Origin of the sequence: Parafrankia irregularis (assembly GCF_001536285.1) — a bacterium.
Lineage (GTDB): Bacteria > Actinomycetota > Actinomycetes > Frankiales > Frankiaceae > Parafrankia > Parafrankia irregularis.
Genome location: NZ_FAOZ01000024.1, coordinates 40,284 through 54,900, shown reverse-complemented (window position 1 = coordinate 54,900; position 14,617 = coordinate 40,284). Strand labels below are relative to the sequence as shown.

General features: G+C 70.3%; 18 protein-coding genes and 1 pseudogene. 10 read left to right on the top strand and 9 right to left on the bottom strand.

The features are described 5' to 3' along the window. Positions 1-44: 44 nt before the first annotated feature. Positions 45-1,604 carry an MFS transporter gene (locus AWX74_RS27560; RefSeq protein WP_226931117.1) on the bottom strand — a complete coding sequence of 520 codons (1,560 nt, stop codon included), beginning with the start codon at positions 1,602-1,604 and terminating at the stop codon, positions 45-47. Positions 1,605-1,765: 161 nt separating this feature from the next. Between AWX74_RS27560 and AWX74_RS27555 the strand changes: the two genes are divergently transcribed. Next, entirely contained in the window at positions 1,766-2,188 is a 423-nt protein-coding gene (locus AWX74_RS27555) for a MarR family winged helix-turn-helix transcriptional regulator (RefSeq protein ID WP_242666444.1), read from the top strand. Positions 2,189-2,259: 71 nt separating this feature from the next. Here the strand turns inward: AWX74_RS27555 and AWX74_RS27550 are convergent, their stop codons facing one another. Further along, the gene (locus tag AWX74_RS27550; protein ID WP_091282940.1) at positions 2,260-3,036 is read right to left on the bottom strand and encodes a class I SAM-dependent methyltransferase; all 777 of its coding nucleotides are present in this window, start codon (positions 3,034-3,036) and stop codon (positions 2,260-2,262) included. 105 nt (positions 3,037-3,141) lie between these two features. Between AWX74_RS27550 and AWX74_RS27545 the strand changes: the two genes are divergently transcribed. Both AWX74_RS27545 and AWX74_RS27540 read left to right on the top strand, forming a co-directional pair. Next, entirely contained in the window at positions 3,142-3,567 is a 426-nt protein-coding gene (locus AWX74_RS27545) for an ArsR/SmtB family transcription factor (RefSeq protein ID WP_091282938.1), read from the top strand. Beyond that, positions 3,564-4,040 (top strand): SRPBCC domain-containing protein, encoded by a 477-nt coding sequence (locus AWX74_RS27540; protein ID WP_091282936.1) that lies wholly within the window; start codon positions 3,564-3,566, stop codon positions 4,038-4,040. Before AWX74_RS27545 ends, AWX74_RS27540 begins: the two co-directional genes overlap by 4 nt. A gap of 43 nt (positions 4,041-4,083) precedes the next feature. On the opposite strand, the gene AWX74_RS27535 is transcribed toward AWX74_RS27540, so the two are convergent. The 4 genes from AWX74_RS27535 to AWX74_RS27520 all read right to left on the bottom strand — a co-directional run bounded on the left by AWX74_RS27535 (position 4,084) and on the right by AWX74_RS27520 (position 6,808). Further along, complete coding sequence (locus AWX74_RS27535; protein ID WP_091282934.1) at positions 4,084-5,307, bottom strand: RNA polymerase sigma factor; 1,224 nt, start codon at positions 5,305-5,307, stop codon at positions 4,084-4,086. 30 nt (positions 5,308-5,337) lie between these two features. Then, on the bottom strand, positions 5,338-5,748 hold the full coding sequence (locus tag AWX74_RS27530; protein WP_091282932.1) for a YciI family protein: 411 nt from the start codon (positions 5,746-5,748) through the stop codon (positions 5,338-5,340). A 177-nt stretch (positions 5,749-5,925) separates the two neighbouring features. Further along, entirely contained in the window at positions 5,926-6,312 is a 387-nt protein-coding gene (locus AWX74_RS27525; RefSeq protein WP_091282930.1) for a VOC family protein, read from the bottom strand. A gap of 154 nt (positions 6,313-6,466) precedes the next feature. Further along, complete coding sequence (locus tag AWX74_RS27520) at positions 6,467-6,808, bottom strand: MerR family transcriptional regulator (RefSeq protein WP_091282928.1); 342 nt, start codon at positions 6,806-6,808, stop codon at positions 6,467-6,469. Between the two features lie 81 nt (positions 6,809-6,889). Here AWX74_RS27520 and AWX74_RS27515 point away from each other — a divergent pair, with 81 nt between their 5' ends. Next, complete coding sequence (locus AWX74_RS27515) at positions 6,890-7,069, top strand: hypothetical protein (protein ID WP_193209767.1); 180 nt, start codon at positions 6,890-6,892, stop codon at positions 7,067-7,069. Here AWX74_RS27515 and AWX74_RS27510 read toward each other — a convergent pair. After that, the gene (locus tag AWX74_RS27510) at positions 7,066-7,476 is read right to left on the bottom strand and encodes a nuclear transport factor 2 family protein (protein WP_165615805.1); all 411 of its coding nucleotides are present in this window, start codon (positions 7,474-7,476) and stop codon (positions 7,066-7,068) included. The two genes, AWX74_RS27515 and AWX74_RS27510, sit on opposite strands and share 4 nt — an antisense overlap. Positions 7,477-7,669: 193 nt before the next feature. Between AWX74_RS27510 and AWX74_RS27505 the strand changes: the two genes are divergently transcribed. Continuing rightward, positions 7,670-8,278 (top strand): TetR/AcrR family transcriptional regulator, encoded by a 609-nt coding sequence (locus AWX74_RS27505; RefSeq protein ID WP_091282926.1) that lies wholly within the window; start codon positions 7,670-7,672, stop codon positions 8,276-8,278. A gap of 120 nt (positions 8,279-8,398) precedes the next feature. Continuing rightward, entirely contained in the window at positions 8,399-9,262 is an 864-nt protein-coding gene (locus AWX74_RS27500; RefSeq protein WP_091282924.1) for a phytanoyl-CoA dioxygenase family protein, read from the top strand. A 129-nt stretch (positions 9,263-9,391) separates the two neighbouring features. Here the strand turns inward: AWX74_RS27500 and AWX74_RS27495 are convergent, their stop codons facing one another. After that, positions 9,392-9,778 carry a winged helix-turn-helix transcriptional regulator gene (locus tag AWX74_RS27495; protein ID WP_091282922.1) on the bottom strand — a complete coding sequence of 129 codons (387 nt, stop codon included), beginning with the start codon at positions 9,776-9,778 and terminating at the stop codon, positions 9,392-9,394. 124 nt (positions 9,779-9,902) lie between these two features. On the opposite strand from AWX74_RS27495, the gene AWX74_RS27490 reads away from it, so the two are divergent. After that, a complete protein-coding gene (locus AWX74_RS27490; RefSeq protein WP_091282920.1) occupies positions 9,903-10,577 on the top strand; it encodes an NADPH-dependent F420 reductase in 675 nt (224 codons plus the stop codon). Between the two features lie 64 nt (positions 10,578-10,641). Here AWX74_RS27490 and AWX74_RS27485 read toward each other — a convergent pair whose 3' ends face one another. After that, entirely contained in the window at positions 10,642-11,748 is a 1,107-nt protein-coding gene (locus AWX74_RS27485) for an epoxide hydrolase family protein (RefSeq protein ID WP_479724501.1), read from the bottom strand. Between the two features lie 86 nt (positions 11,749-11,834). Here AWX74_RS27485 and AWX74_RS27480 point away from each other — a divergent pair, with 86 nt between their 5' ends. From AWX74_RS27480 to AWX74_RS27470, 3 genes and pseudogenes are all read left to right on the top strand, one after another. Further along, on the top strand, positions 11,835-12,308 hold the full coding sequence (locus AWX74_RS27480; protein WP_091283091.1) for a MarR family winged helix-turn-helix transcriptional regulator: 474 nt from the start codon (positions 11,835-11,837) through the stop codon (positions 12,306-12,308). A 71-nt stretch (positions 12,309-12,379) separates the two neighbouring features. Then, positions 12,380-12,694, top strand: a pseudogene (locus tag AWX74_RS42650) (class I SAM-dependent methyltransferase); the annotation flags it as partial. A gap of 154 nt (positions 12,695-12,848) precedes the next feature. Next, the gene (locus AWX74_RS27470) at positions 12,849-14,354 is read left to right on the top strand and encodes a glycosyltransferase 87 family protein (protein WP_091282916.1); all 1,506 of its coding nucleotides are present in this window, start codon (positions 12,849-12,851) and stop codon (positions 14,352-14,354) included. Positions 14,355-14,617: the final 263 nt, after the last annotated feature.

Sequence of the window (14,617 nt, the reverse complement as noted above, 5' to 3'; positions counted from 1 at the left end):
CTCCCGAAGCCGGCGCCGGTGCGGGCGCCGGTGCCGGTGCCGGCCTACGTCGCGACGGTGTCGGCGGGGGCCGGTTCGCTGGCGGGCGCGCCGGCACCCGCCGGGCTGGACATCGCCGTCGCCACCGCCCGGGCCGGCCCCAGCAGGACGGTCAGGACGGTCAGCAGACCGACCGCCACGCAGCCGGCACCGATCAGATAGCCCAGCTGATAGCCGCTCACCACCGCGCTCACGGCGGAATGCCCGTCCTGGACCAGGCCCTTCGTCCGGCTGGCGGCCACCGAGGAGACCACGGCGAGGCCAACCGATGAGCTGAGCCAGATCGAGACGTTGACGATCCCGGAGGCGAGCCCGGCATCGGCCGCCGGAACCTCGGCCATGGCCAGCGACAGCAGCGGGACCGTGGCACAGGCGATGCCGACCGCGAGGATCACCAGCGGCGGCAGCAGACCGGTGGCGTAGCTGGTGTGCTCGTCCGCGCGGGCCAGCATGAGCAGCCCGGCCAGGGCCGCGAGCAGGCCTGGGACAACGATCGGCAGCGGTCCGAACCGCAGGAGCAGCCGGCTCACGACACCCATCGAGAGCGCCGCCACGACGATCGTCGTGGGCAGGAACGCGAGACCGGTGCGCAGCGGGCTGTAGCCACGGATCTGCTGCAGATAGAGCGCCCCGAAGAAGAACAGGACCTGCATCCCGATGAACAGGCAGCCGCGCACGACGCTGGAGCCGATCAGGCTGCGGATCCGCAGGATGCGCAGCGGCATGATCGGGTTGCTCCGCCGGGCCTCGACGACGAAGAACATCACCAGTAGGACCACCGCGACCGCGCCGGGGCCGACGGTGTGGGCCGAGGCCCAGCCGTGCGTCGCCGCGGTGACGATCCCGTAGATCCCGACCAGCAGCGCCCCGGTGACCAGCAGTGATCCGGTGACGTCCACGCCGCGGCCGAGGCCGAGGCCGGCGTTCTCCTCGATCAGCAGGATTCCGAGCACGAAGGTGAGAATCCCGATCGGGAGATTGATCAGAAAGATCCAGTGCCAGCTGACAGCCTGGGTGAGGACCCCGCCCGCCAGCAGGCCCAGCGACCCGCCGCCCACGGTCACCAGGATGTACGCGCTCATCGCCCGGGCCCGCTCGGCCGGGTCCGGGAACTCGGTGACGATGATCGCGATGATCACCGACGACGAGACCGCGCCACCGAGCCCCTGGGCAAAACGCGCGGCGATCAGCGTGCCCTGATCGGGCGAGACAGCGCACAGCACGGAGGCGACGGTGAACAGGAGCACCCCTGCCAGGAACACCTTCTTGCGCCCGACGAGATCGCCGAGCCGCCCCGCCAGCAGCAGGAAGCTCCCGAAGGAGATCAGGTAGGCGTCGACGACCCAGGTGAGGCCGGACTGGGTGAAGTCGAGATCCTTCTGGATCGACGGCAACGCCACGTTGACGATTGACCCGTCGAGCGCGTTCATCAACATGGCCATGCACACGACCACCAGCGCGATCCAGCGGCGGCGGTCGGACCCGCCCGGAGCGGGAGCAGCCACGGGAACGGTCGCGGGTGCCACCGCGGGAGCCGCCCCGGGAGCCGTCGTGGGGTCAGACATCGGCTGTGTGGGCCATCTGAGGATCTCCTCCGGGCCGGTCGAGGTCGCGATCGTCGATCCATCGCGACAATCAAGATTTGTCAATCATCACGAAGGAGTGATGGTCTCGCTCACGCTACTCTAGAACGGTGTCGGACACAGCCATCACCTCGGGTCCGATCGTGTTGCTCACCCGCCTGTCCCGGCTGGTCCACCGGGCCAGCACGCCGGAGCTGCTGGGCATCAGCCTCAAGGAGCTGGCAGCCCTGGCCTACCTGCGCGATCACGACCCGACCACGCAGCGGGCCCTGACCCAGGGCCTCTGCGTCGACGCCAACTACTGCGTCCTGCTCCTGAACGAGCTGGAGGCCGCCGGCCTGGCCGAGCGGCACCGCGACCCGGCCGACCGCCGCCGCCACCTCGTGACCATGACTGAGGCCGGCCGCCGCGCGCTCGAGCAGGCCGAGCACGCCCAGGAGACGATCGAGGACGAGATCCTCACCGGGCTCTCTCCGCAGGAACGGGCCACCCTGACCCAGCTCCTGAGGCAGGCACTCGACAGCGCCGTGCGCCGACCCGCAGCGCAGGAACACACACCGCGCTGACCGGCGCCGGTCGTCGGGCTGGCAACTACCTGTCGTGGACCGACTGGCTGGATGAGACGGAACGGGCCACGTCAGCCGGCCGCGGCGGGCTTCGCGAAGACGAGTGACGGGGTGCTGATCCGGTCCGACCGGGGCTCGGTGGGGTCCGGGAGGCCACGCAGCGCTTCCAGCGCCGGCTCGACGACCGACGTCCACTGGGCCGGGGGGACGGACCACAGATGCGACCAGGTCCGCAGCTCGATCTGGCGGGCGGACTCCAGCGGGGTCGACGGGCGTCCCGAGTCTGTGATGGCGAGGCCTGCCATCTGGCGCAGGCCGGCCCGCTCGGCGAGGCGGGTGACGGCTTCGGGGTCGTCCCGGCGCGGCGCCCCGCCGCTCAGCTCGGCCTGCATCGCGCCGACGATCTCGGCCACGTCGGATCCATGATGCTTCCCAGCTCCGACGAACGCGAACCGGCCGCCGGGGCGCAGCACCCGGGCCACCTCGGCCAGCGCCGCGCCCGGATCTCCGACCAGGTGGATCACGTGCACCGCCACGCAGGCATCGACGGCTCCGGCCCGGAAGGGGATCGCGGCCGCGTCGGCGCGCAGCACCCGGCCGGGCAGCCGCCGGGCGGCGTGGGCGAGCATCCGCTCGGAAACGTCCACACCGACCACGGACCATCCGAGCCCGGCGAACCCGGCGGAGATCAGGCCGGTGCCCACGCCGATCTCCAGCAGTGTGCCGCCGTGCGGGTGGCCGCCCAGGTGCGGCGCGAGCGCAGCGGCCACCCGACGCCCACGTTCCTCACCGCCGCGTGTCTGGTCGTAACGGTCCGCCATGCGGTCGAAGTTCACAGACTCGGACACGCTGTGAGGCTACGCGGTTGGCACCCGCACCAGGACCTGGAGTGACACGCCGATCGAATACTTTGCCCTTGCGCTAAGTATCTCGACACGGCAATACTTAGCTTCATGGCACAGTATTCGGCGGAGCTCGACGGCGTGTTCGTCGCCCTCGCCGACCCCACCCGGCGCGGCGTCATCCGGCGCCTCGGCCAGGGACCGACGAGCGTCGGCGACCTCGCCCGCGAGTTCCCGATGACCCTTCCCTCTTTCATGAAGCACGTACGCACGCTCGAGTCGAACGGCCTGATCCACACGGTCAAGTCGGGCCGGGTGCGCACCTGCGTGCTCAACCGCGAGCGCCTGGCGCTCGTCGACGACTGGCTCGGCGAGCAGCGCCGGCTCTGGGAGGCACGCACCGATCGCCTCGAACGCCTCGTCACAGAACACCTCGCCACAGAACACCTCGTCGCCGAACAGCCCGTCACCGAACAGCCCGTCACCGAACAGCCCGTCACCGAACGCCTCATCGACGACCCGGAGGAGAACCGATGAATCCCGACCTGGACCTCACCCTGGAGCGGGTCATCCGCGCCCCCCGGGCCGCCGTGTGGGGCGCGTGGACGGACCCGTCCCGCTTCGAGAAGTGGTGGCTACCCGCGCCGACCCTGTGCCGGGTCGAGCGTCTGGACGTCCGGCCCGGCGGTGGGCTCGTGACCCTGCTCAGCGACGACGGGGTCGAGTTCGTCCCGCATATGGACGCGACCTTCCTCGTCGTCGACGAGCTCGAGCGCATCGTCTTCACGAACGCGATCGACAGCGCCTGGCGGCCCACAAGCCCCGCTCCGGTCGCCATGACCGCGGAGATCATCCTGGCGGACCATCCAGACGGCACGACCTACCGGGCTGTCGTCCGCCACGGCGACCCGGCCGCCCGAGCCCGTCACGAGGAGCTCGGTTTCTTCGACGGCTGGGGCAGCGTGACCAAGCAGCTCGCCGAGGTCGCCGAAGGTCCGCTGTCCCGCTAGGGATCACGCGACCGGGCGAGGGAGGGGAGAACATCTCCGGCGCTCACCGCCGCAGCTGTTGCCGTACCCGGGCGGCCTCGCGGATGAGATGGTCACGCTCCGGCACGCTGACGGCGGTGCGGGACGCCTCGGCGTACAGCTCGGCGGCGCTGGCGAGGTCGCCGGCCCGTTCGTGCAGGTAGGCCGTCACCGCGGCGTAGCGGGGCAGGTCCGGGCGCACGTCGGCCAGCGCCGCCAGCCCGGCCCGCGGCCCGTCGGCCTCGCCGAGTGCCACCGCGCGGTTGAGCCGCACCACCGGGCTGGCGGTGAGGCGCAGCAGTTCGTCGTACCACTCGACGATCTGCACCCAGTCCGTCTCGGCGGTGCTGGGCGCGTCCGCGTGCAGGGCGGCGATCGCGGCCTGCGCCTGGTACTCACCCAGCTGGTCGCCGGCCAGCGCGGCCTGCAGGATCCGCACCCCCTCGGCGATCAGGCCGGTGTCCCAGCGCGACCGGTCCTGTTCGGCGAGCGGCACCAGGCGGCCTCCTGGGCCGGTGCGCGACGCCCGGCGCGCGTGGTGCAGCAACATCAGCGCGAGCAGCCCCGCGACCTCGGGATCGGCCGCCCGGGTCCGGGCCGGGCCCGGGCCCGAGCCCGGGGTCGGGGTCGGGGTCGGGGTCGGGGTCGGGGTCCGGCTCACGGTCAGGGCGGCGAGCTGGCGGGTCAGCCGGATCGCCTCGGCCGCGAGGTCCACATCGCCGCTGTATCCCTCGTTGAAGACCAGGTAGAGCACCCGCAGCACGGTGGCGAGATCGCCGGGCCGGTTGAGCGGCAGCCCGGCGATCCGCCGCTTGGCCCGGCTGATCCGCTGCGCCATGGTCGATTCCGGGATGAGGTATGCCGCCGCGATCTGCCGGGTGGTCAGGCCACCGACCGCGCGCAGCGTCAGGGCGACGGCCGAGGCGGGCGGCAGGGTGGGGTGCGCGCACAGGAAGAAGAGCCGCAGCGTGTCGTCCTCGGCGGCCACCGGGCCGGCGGGTGGTTCGGCGTCGACGACAAGCTCGCGGCCTCGCCGCGACGCCTCGGCGCGGGCCGCGTCGAGGAACCTGCGCCAGGCGACCGTGACCAGCCAGGCCAACGGATCGCGCGGCGGATCGTCCGGCCAGGTTCCGAGCGCCCGGATCAGGGCCTCCTGCACGGCGTCCTCGGCCGACGCGAAGTCCGCTCCGCGCCGGACGAGGACACCGATCACCGCGGGCACGAGCTCCCGCAGCAGCTGCTCGTTCACCCAGTGCCTGCCGTTACTCGACGCCTGCCGTTATTCGGTGACCGTCTTCGGTGGCTCGGTGAGGAACGGGCGGACCTCGAGCCACTCGTGGATCGGCTTCCCGCCTGGCCCGGGAGCGGCGGAGAGCTCCCCGGCCAGCTGGAGCGCGCGGTCCCCGGAATCGACGTCGATGATCATCCAGCCGGCGATGAGATCCTTGGTCTCGGCGAACGGTCCGTCCGTCACCGGCGGTCGCCCCTCACCGTCGTACCGGACGAAGGTGCCTTCGGGTGCCAGCGCCGCCTCGCCGACGAACTCGCCCGAATCCTTCAGCCGGTCCGCGAAGTCGCGCATGTACTGGATGTGCGCGTCGACCTCCTGCGGCGTCCACTGGTCCATCGGTGCCCAGTCCCAGGTGGGGGCCGGGCCGCCACGGTAGTGCTTGAGCAGCAGGTACTTCACTCTCGTCCTCCTGGTACGTCGGGTGGCCTGCCCTGGCCACTCATGCCCCTGGGACGGAGCCGGCACCGACTTCTCGACACCCCGGCGAAAAATTCTGCCGTTCGATCACAGGGCTGTGGGCGGAACCGACGCCCCTCCCACAGCCCCGGCGAGGCTACGAGACCGGCACTCCCCGTCTCAGGACGCGAAGTCGTAGGGGCGGGTGATGATCTCCATGCCGTGCCCGGACGGATCGAGGAAGTACAGACCGCGCCCACCGTGATGATGGTTGATCTCACCCACCTGCTTCATATGCGGATCCGCATAGTAGGTGATACCGGCCCGCTGGATCCGGGCGAAGGCTGCGTCGAACTCCTCGTCCGAGACGAGGAAGGCGTAGTGCTGCATGGTGATGGAACCGTCGGGAACGGTGGCGAAATCGAGAGTCACGCCGTTACTGGTGGAAACCGGGATGAACGGACCCCATTCGGCTCCGACCGCAAGCCCCAGGATCTGCGCGAGAAATTCCGCCGACTCGCGCTTGTCCCGCGCATGGACGATGGTGTGGTTCAGCTCGACTGACATGAGTGGAGTGCCTCCAGAGGCATCTCAGCACCTCCATGCCTCACCCTGCCGGTGACCGACACGCGATGCGTCCCTCGATCCTAGCCGACCGCTTCTGGCTTTCCTGTCCGGCTTTCCTGGTGCCGCACCGTGCACCACGCGGGAGCGCGGAGCGTCAGGCTGTGAGCATCGCCGAGATCATGCCTCGGGCGTGCTCGAGTTGCGCGGCCTGCCTGTCGAGCCGAGCCAGCTCGCGGCGCAGTGTCGCCGACAGCTCGGCACACGGGACGATCCTCGGCGTCGCGTCAAGGGTGCAGGGAAGCACCCGGCGGATCGTCGCGACCGATAGCCCGGCGCCGAGCAGCGCCTGGATCCGGGCAACTGCCTCCACCGCGGACTCCGGGAAATGCCGGTAACCGTTCGCGCCACGGTCGGCCACGAGCAGGCCGTGCTGCTCGTAATGACGCAGCGAGCGCACGCTCGCGCCGGATCGCTGTGACAGCTCACCGATCCGCATCCGGCACCGCCTCCGCTGTCGCGCTTGACCCTCACTGGTATTCGCGAAGGTGGACAATCCGCCCGCCACGACAGGGCCGGAGTGCCCACGCCGCCGGTGATCGCGACCCTGGCCGATCCCGACGAGGCGACCGTCGAGAAGGTCGCGACCCTCGGGGTCCGTCGCATCCTGTTCAGCCTGCTTCCCGTCACCGACGCCGAGACGGCGATGCGCGCCCTGGACCACCTGGCCTCGCTGGCCCAACGGGCAGTCCCAGCCTAGGGGTTGACCGACTCGGGGCGAATACTGGCCAACAGGGCCGGGAGCTGCCCCAGCGCGGCGGCCATACCGAGGACATTCTGGTATTCGCGAAGGTGGACAATCCGCCCGCCACGGACCCTGAGCACGAGAAGAAACGGCTGTGACGCCCGCTGGCCGGTGGTGGTCACTGTCCCGGCCAGGTCGTACTCCACAATTATCACCTCAGGGTCGGCCGTGTCGTGAATGACCACGTTCCGGAACCCCTCGAAACGCACCGGCAACGCAACGCTCTGCGTCGAGGTGAAGGCCTTGAACGACTCGCGCCCCTCGAAGCGGTTTGGCATGCCCGGACGGGCGAACGGAAACTCGATGACCACATCATCGGCATACAGATCGTCGGCCGCTTCAGGGGCATCCCCGAGCAGCATCTCCTGAAATCGAGCATAAGCGGCACGCGGACCGGGGTTTCGGACAACGGAAGGCGACACCACGTGCGATCCCTCCAGCTCGGTGGTGGGCGACCGCCGGCAGCGCAGGGCAGCCGCCGAGCTAACATGAGTAGAGACTCAGAATATAGTGAGTCATGACTCATGTTGTCAACGCCAACCCGGGACATCGCTTATGACCACAGACAGCGCATCGTCGGCCCATCGAGACGGCCGGCCGGCGAGTCAGGGCCTGCGTGCGGACGCCCGGCGTAACCGAGCACGCATCCTGGAGGCCGCTGAGGCCGTCTTCGCCGAGAAGGGCACCTCGGCGTCGACCGAGGAGGTGGCCCGACGGGCCGGGGTCGCCATCGGCACCGTCTTCCGGCACTTCCCGACCAAGGAAGCCCTGCTGGGGGCGCTCGTCGGCGATCTTGTGGAGCGGCTGGGAACCGAAGTCGAGGCCCTGGTCGCCGAAGGTGATCCCGCCACCAGTCTGTTCACCTTCTTCACGGGCATGGTCGAGCAGGCGGCGGCGAAGAAGACCGTCGTCGACCTCCTCGCCACCTCCGGCATCGATCTGCCGGTGGCCAAGCCCGTCCACGCGCTGCGGCAACCGATCGAGGCGCTCCTCACCCGCGCCCAGCAGGTCGGCGCCGTGCGGGCCGACGTCCGCGTACCGGAGGTGCTTGCGCTCCTCACCGCCGTCTGTCAGGCGGCCCTGCGCGGTGACTGGGACCAGGACCTGCGCACTCGAACGCTCACCGTCGTGTTCGACGGTCTGCGTCCACCCGGGACCCGATGACGCGGATCCGATGACGCGGATCCGTCGACCTTCGGGCACGAAGAGCCACGAGAGGCTCGGTGGCGAAATTCGTTTGAGCGATCGAGACCGGTCGGCGATCGTCTCGGGCGGAGGTGGTGCATGGTGACCGCGGCACCGACGCTGACGGAGGGTGAGGTTCAGAGCTTCGTGGACGACGGGTTCGTCCGGGTGCCCGAGGCGTTCCCGCGAACGTTGGCCGACGAGGGCCGGTCGATGCTGTGGCGGATGACCGGCCTTGACCCCGACGACCCAGCGACCTGGACGAGACCCGTCATCCGCCTCGGCGGAAGCGCCGGTAGGCCGTTCCACGAGGCCGCCAACACAGCACGGCTGCGCAGCGCCTACGACCAGCTCGTGGGGGCCGGGCGGTGGCTGCCCCGCACCGGCCTGGGTACCTTCCCGATCCGGTTCCCCCACGCCGACGACCCTGGTGACACCGGCTGGCACATGGACGGCGGCTATCTTCCGCACGGTGCGACCTGGCCCTGGCTGAACATCAGATCACGTGGCCGCGCGCTGCTGATGCTGTTCCTGTTCTCCGATGTCGGCCCCGACGACGCCCCGACCCGCATCAAGGCCGGATCCCATCTCGACGTCCCGCCCTTCCTCGCGCCCGCCGGCGACCAGGGCCGGGACGGCCTGGAGCTGTGCCGGGAGATGGACGCGGCCGGCAGGCTCGACAGCCCCGACCGCCCGACGGCTCTCGCGACGGGTCAGGCCGGCGACGTCTACCTGTGCCATCCGTTCCTCATCCACGCTGCGCAACGGCACCGCGGGGCCGTGCCGCGTTTCCTCGCCCAGCCGCCGCTCGACCCGGCAGGCCTGCTCGACCTGGAGCGCACCGACGGCGCCTACTCCCCGGTGGAGCTCGCCGTCCGCCGCGGTCTCGGGGCCGGCGTCCGACACGTCGCATCGGTGGCGGTGGCGAGCCGGTCACAGAATGACACCGGTCAAGATCGGTAGTCGACGGGCGGACCTCCGAGAGCCTGCTGGTTCGGCGACCCGGTTTGACAAGTCGCAAGAATGAAGGATTTTTGTCGTTCCGACGACCAAAATTCTTCGCTCTTGCCGATTGCCAGGCGAGGGCTGGCGTCAGCTTCCGCTGGGTCGCAGTTCGGCCGTGCCTTCCTGAGCCTCCAGCAGCTGGTCGCCGTGTTCGGTTATCCAGGCCGCCAGCGCCCGCATAGGCCCTTCCACGAGGCTGCGCCCCAGCGGTGTCAACGCGTATTCGACCCGCGGCGGGGCCTGCGCGAAGGCGCGGCGCTCCGCCAGGCCGTGCGCGCACAGCCGACGCAACGCCTCGGTCAGGACCTTGTCGCTGATCCCACCGATCGCGGCGCGCAGCTCGCGGCGCCGGCAGGCGCCCGACTGCAGCGCCGCCAGCACGACCGGGTCCCAGGTGTGGGCGAAAAGCTCGGTCGCGGCCCGCAGCCGGCAGTCCACGATCAGCCGCTCGCAGTGGTTCCCGTGCTCGCTCATCCCCTACATCGTCGCAGGATTCGCACGCACCGATCGGTGCGTGACGGATCCCTAGCGTTCGTTTTCGACGTGCGTTTCCGCGCAGAGCGCGAAACGCGAGAGCGGACGAGAGGGACCGGAGAGCATGCGAATCGGGATTCTGGGGACGGGCGGTCTGGCCGAGGGCCTGGGGCGAGGCTGGGTCCAGGCCGGGCACGAGCTGGTGATCGGCGGTCGGTCCCGTGCGAAGGCGGACGCACTCGCCGAGCGCCTGGGCGGGCCGACCCGGGCGGGCACCCCGCGGGAGGCCGCCACGGGACGTGACGCTGTGCTGCTCGCCGTGCTGTGGGAGGGCGTCGAGGACGTCCTGCGCAGCGCCGGCGCCGCCGACGGCCAGCTTGCGGGAACTCCGCTGATCGACCCGACCAACGCGGTGGAGCACGGCGTCGGTGTCCTGCTTCCCGCACACCCTGGCGGCGCGGCCGGCCAGATCGCCGCGGCGGCCCCCGGAGCGCACGTCGTGAAGGCGTTCCATCTCTTCCCGGCCGACCAGTGGACGCGCGCTCGCGGCAACGGCGGCGGCGACGACAGCGGCGGCGCCCCGGGGCCGACGGTGGCGATATGCGGCGACGACGAGACGGCGCTGCGGATCACCAGCGATCTCGTCCGGGATGTCGGTGGCGTGCCGGCGGTGCTGGGGCCGCTCAGCCGGGCGCGTCAGCTCGAGGAGGTCGCCGGTTTCGTCATCGGGCTGGCGTTCGCGGGTGTTGATCCGGCTTCGGCCATCCCACACGTCCCGTCGGGTGCCGTGGCCGCCTGATCAGGATGCCCGCCTGGCCGGGTACCCGCCTGACGACGGCGGCGTTCACAGGCTCAGGAGGCGTTCACAGGCTCAGGAAGAAGTCCCGGATGTCGGCCGCGAGCAGTTCAGGCACCTCGAGCCCGGGGAAGTGACCGCCGCGGTCGGCCTCCGTCCAGTGGGTGATCGGCAGCCGGCGCTCGGCGTACGGCCGGACCGAGCGGGTGATGTCCTCGGGCAGGACGAGGACACCCACCGGTTGGACGGTCCTCCACGACGGCGGGCCGCTGGTTTCCCGGTGCAGGCGCGGCGCGGTGCCGCCGGTGCCGGTCAGCCAGAACAGCGTCACGTTGGTGAGCACCCGGTCATCGCTGATCGGGAAATCCTCCGCCGCCCACATCGTCATCACGTCGAGCAGCCAGGCGAGCAGACCGACCGGCGAGTCGTTGATCGCGTAGGCCACTGTCTGCGGCCGGGTGCCGTTGATCTGCCGGACGCCGGGCTGGGCCCGCAGGTAGGCCTCGGTCTGCCTGAGCCGCTCCTGGTCCTGTGGGGTGAGCTCGGTACGGTCCGGGTCGCCGGGAACCGCCGGGGTCGGCAGGTAGTTGAGGTGAATACCGACGACGTGCTCGGCGTCGTGGGCAGACAGCGCCCGGGAGATCGCCGAGCCCCAGTCACCACCGTGGGCGCCGTAGCGCTGATATCCCAGCCGGCGCATCAGCTCGGCCCAGGCCCGCGCCACCCGGTCGACATCCCAGCCGCGCTCGTGGGTGGGGCCGGAGAAGCCCCAGCCTGGAATCGACGGGACGACCACGTGGAAGTCGGCCGACAGCGGCTCGATCACGTCGAGGAACTCCACGATCGACCCGGGCCAGCCGTGCGTGAGCACCAGGCCGAGCGCATCCGGCCGCGGGCTGCGCACGTGCAGGAAGTGGATTCGCTGGCCATCGATCTCGGTGACGAACTGCGGGTAGCTGTTCAGCTCGGCTTCCGCGGCACGCCAGTCGTACCGGTGGCGCCAGTGGTCGGCCAGCTCCCGCACCCTGCCCAGCGCCACGCCGAACTCGTCGCCGACGCCTGGCAGCTCGTCGGGCCAGCGGGTGCGGTCGAGGCGGGCGTGCAGGTCGTCGAGGTCGCTCTGAGGTACGTCGATCCGAAAAGGCTCGATCGTCATCGTCCGCTCGATCGTCATCGTCCATATCCGTTCGCCTGACTAACGTTTGTGTCACGAACGATAAATCGTTGGGAACACAAACGCAAGGGCCTAGGATGCGGTCCATGCCGGAGCACGACCACCACGCGCCGATCAACCCCGCCGCCGTCCCCGCGCGCCTGCGGTCGCTGACCAGCCGGCTCCTCGGCCGCGGCGCGCTGCACGCGGAGCGGATCTCGAACGCCCATCTCGCCACGGCCGGCGCGACCCGGTGGCACTACTCGGCGCTGGTCACGCTGCGCGACAGCGGCCCGGCGAGCCAGGCGGCACTGAGCGAACGCACCGGCATCCACCGCAGCGACATGGTCGCGGTGCTCGGCGGCCTGGCTGACGCCCGATACGTCGAACGGACCCCCGACCCCGCCGACCGCCGCCGCAACATCGTCACGATCACCCCCGCCGGACGCGACCACCTGAGCACCCTGGACCGACTCGTCGACGAGTCCCAGGAGGAGCTGCTCGCGCCACTCACCTCAGCCGAACGCGCGGAGCTTGTCCGCCTCCTGCAGCAGCTGGACGATCACCACTCGGCCCGCTGAACACCCCGACCCGCCGCAACCAATCGCGACACACCCCGCCGGATCATTGAAATAAATTTGCCGCCACCCAGCGCTGGAAAATCGCGCGACTGGCCGCGGCCGGAATTCCGGTGCCGGAAAATGTCAGGTTCCTGCCGATCGACCTCGGTTCCGAGCCACTGGACGCCCTGCTCCGCGACGTCGGGCTCAGCTTCAGCCGGCCCGTCTTCGTGAGTTGGCTCGGCGTCACCTTCTATCTCACGTGGCCGTCGGGTCCGCTACGACGGCCTCGACCGACCGACCGGGCGGTCAGCCGGAATAGTTGCACCACGAACAGTTGTCGGCCGTTGCCTTCCCCGCGTCCTGTCGTTGGCATTTCGACGCCGGAAACCTCCAGCGGCTCATAGCGGACCCCGCCACACCCACCGGCCATTTCGGGGAATACAGTTCCTTGGGGCCTGACCGGGATCCACCCGGCAGCGAGTGTGCCCGAAGGTCGCCGTAGCGACCCCGACAGGTGCGCCGTGAGATTCACGCGGCCCACTGACCGGGGGGCCAGCCGTGGAAGACGCATTGCCGGGAACTCTGCGGCGGATCCAGCCCCGGATTGCGTTTCGCGTCGTCGGGATCGCGCTCGGACTCGTCTTCACCAGCGCTTTCCTCTACTTCGCCGTGACAAGCAGGCTGGTGGACCTCGCGGTCTACCGCCTGGGCGGCGCCGCGGTCCTCGACGGCGCGGATCCCTATGCGCGGCTGCAGCCCGATTCCGGGCTCCCGTTCACCTACACGCCTTTCGCCGCCGCTCTCTTCGCGCCGATCTCGCTTCCGCCGCCGTGGGTCGCCCAGACTCTGTGGACCACCGCCCTGCTGGTCAGCCTCTACTTCTTCGGCGCGGTGTCGATGGACGCGGTGTCGATGGACGCGGTGTCGATGGACGCGGTGTCGATGGACGCGGTGTCGAACGAGGCGGTGCGACCCCAGCCCAGGTCGGATCGGCGCGGACGGATCCTGACCCACGGGGCTGTCGCCGGTTTCGCGCTACTGCTCGAACCTGTTCGTAACACCTTCAGCTTTGGTCAGATCAACACGATCCTCGCACTCATGATCATGATTGATCTCTTCGGTCGGCTTCGGCTCCTCCCGCGCGGCACCCTGGTGGGCATCGCCGCCGGGATCAAACTGACGCCCCTCATCTTCCTTCCGTACCTGCTGTGCGTCGGCAGGTGGCGTGACGCCGTGACGGGCACGGCCGCGTTCTGCGTCACCGTGGCGGTCGGGTTCGCTGTAAGCGCCGGCCCCTCGACCACGTTCTGGACGCACACCATGCTGGACGCGGACCACGTGGGCGGCGTCCCGTACGTCGGGAACCAGTCGCTGCTGGGTGTGCTGTCACGCCTGCTGGCAGGCCAGGACCAGGCACAGCCCCTCTACCTGCCGATCGCGGGGCTGTTACTCGTCGCCGGGCTGGCCGCCGCGGTGTTCCTGTGCCGCACCGGTCAGCCGTTGCTGGGCGCCTCGACCTGCGCCCTGACCGGGCTGCTCGTCTCACCGGTCTCCTGGAGCCATCACTGGGTCTGGCTGGTGCCGCTCCTGCTCTGCCTGTTCACCGACCCGGCCAGACCGCCCTGGGGCCGGGCCGCGGCGCTGACCGGCTACGCCCTGGCTGCCCTCGCACCGATCTGGTGGGTGCCTCGGGGCGACAACGTCGAGTTCACGCACAACGCCTGGCAGACCGCCTGCGCGAACAGCTATTTCGTGGCGGCGCTCGGCCTGTTGGCGTCGCTGCTCCTGTTCTGCTGGCGGCGCCTGTCCCGCTCACGGCGTGGCTGGGGCGATCCGCACTGCGCGGATCCGTACGGCGCGGATCCGTACGGCGCGGATCCGTACGGCGTTGATCCGAATGGCGTTGATCCGAACGACGGCGCCCCGCACGGCGGTGCTCAGGAGGCCGTGACCTGCCGGCGCAGCCGGTTACGCGGACGTGGGCTGACCGTGCCCGGGGGCGGCGCCGACGGTGGCACGAAGGTCGACGGCGGTACCGGTGCCGGCGAGGGCGGCAGGCAGTAGCCGTACTCGACCTGGCGCCGCCAGACCGTCAGCCGGCAGTGGTCCGCGCTCACCGTCCAGGTGCGGCGCTCGGCACGGTCCTCCACCTGGATCGGGCCGACGGTCGCCGATTCGGCGGACCGCAGGTGCGCCCAGGTATGAGCGTCCTCCCAGCCGGCGAAGGTGCCGACGAGCTCGCCGTCGCCGTCAAAAACCAGGAATCGTCGGATCATCATTGATCACCCTCGCTTCTCCCCGCCGTTCGGGCGGTTTCACCACGCATT